This window comes from Oceanobacillus luteolus, from assembly GCF_042678205.1.
GTDB classification, from domain to species: Bacteria; Bacillota; Bacilli; order Bacillales; family Amphibacillaceae; genus Oceanobacillus; species Oceanobacillus luteolus.
In genome coordinates this window covers 1-976 of sequence record NZ_JBHUDE010000030.1, presented here as the reverse complement: position 1 = coordinate 976, position 976 = coordinate 1, and the positions used below count along the sequence as shown (strand labels likewise).

The following is a 976-nucleotide window of genomic DNA, read 5'->3' as shown; positions in this document are numbered from 1 at the left end:
GCTACTCTGTAGAAACGGACCTCATATCCGTTTCTACAAGCTTTTCTACCTAATGCTGTCGCTAGATGCGACTTTCCTGTTCCTGGTGCCCCTGATAAAATCACATTCTCTTTTCTCTTGATAAAGGAAAGGGATTCAAGGCCATCTCTGTCGAGATTAGATGGGAAGTGAATATGGTCGCCCCATTGATAATCCTCTAATTCCTTTTCATTCATAAACTTTGCTTTTTTAATTAAACGTTCTCCTTTTGCGATTTCCCTTAACTCTATTTCCTGTTGTAATAGATCCATTAAATATTGTTCCGGATTCTCGAAAGGAACTTTTTCATACAGGTCTGCAATATATGCTAAACGGAGTAATTTACATTTCTCTCTAATCACATCAGACACGTTAAACACCTGCCTTCACAGTAGGCTGGAGGGAATCGTAAATACTCCAATCCACATCATAAGGATGGTTCGTAGAATCATCTGAACTTGAATCAAATTGCTTTTCGTCTGGTAGTAACTCATAGAATTTTTCATCTATTTCTTGCATATCATGATTTATAATCAAGCTCAATAACCACTCCACACGCTCNATTTAGGATGGATTGCCACGGAATTTCCCTAGTTTGATTCATATACAGTCTGGGACCAGTGGAAAGCACCTCTCCGTTATGTGAGACGACCTTGTAGTGATCCCAATATAAAATCAAATGTAGCTTACCGTAATGATAACTTTTAGGCACATGGACCAATGCTCCATCAATTCTTACTTCACCATATTTATTAGCGGTTACCATGGACTGTTTAAATACCGGATAATCAGACTCAGGTAAAGCTAATCCATATTTCTTTTCCTCTTCAAACAAATCTGCAATAACGATATCCTTCTTATAATGAAGTCGTTGATGATCTTTTTTACATTGTTCAAATAATAAAGCACGTAAGTGTGTGATATCTCTGATGACTGGAGAAGGAGTAAAGAAATTATA

The 976-nt window shown here is 37.2% G+C and carries 2 protein-coding genes; both read right to left on the bottom strand.

Annotated elements, in window-relative coordinates; translation table 11 throughout:
• Positions 1 to 389 (bottom strand): ATP-binding protein (locus ACFSBH_RS06190; protein WP_379596590.1); only part of this gene is annotated, 389 nt, incomplete at its 3' end.
• A gap of 1 nt (position 390) precedes the next feature.
• Positions 391 to 537, bottom strand: coding sequence for a hypothetical protein (locus ACFSBH_RS06185; protein WP_379596588.1), 147 nt, complete (start codon positions 535 to 537; stop codon positions 391 to 393).
• Between the last annotated feature and the right edge of the window lie 439 nt (positions 538 to 976).

Coding starts and splice junctions, on each gene's coding strand:
- ACFSBH_RS06185 (WP_379596588.1), bottom strand. CDS start 537: ATGCAAGAAATAGATGAAAAATTCTATGAGTTACTACCAGACGAAAAG.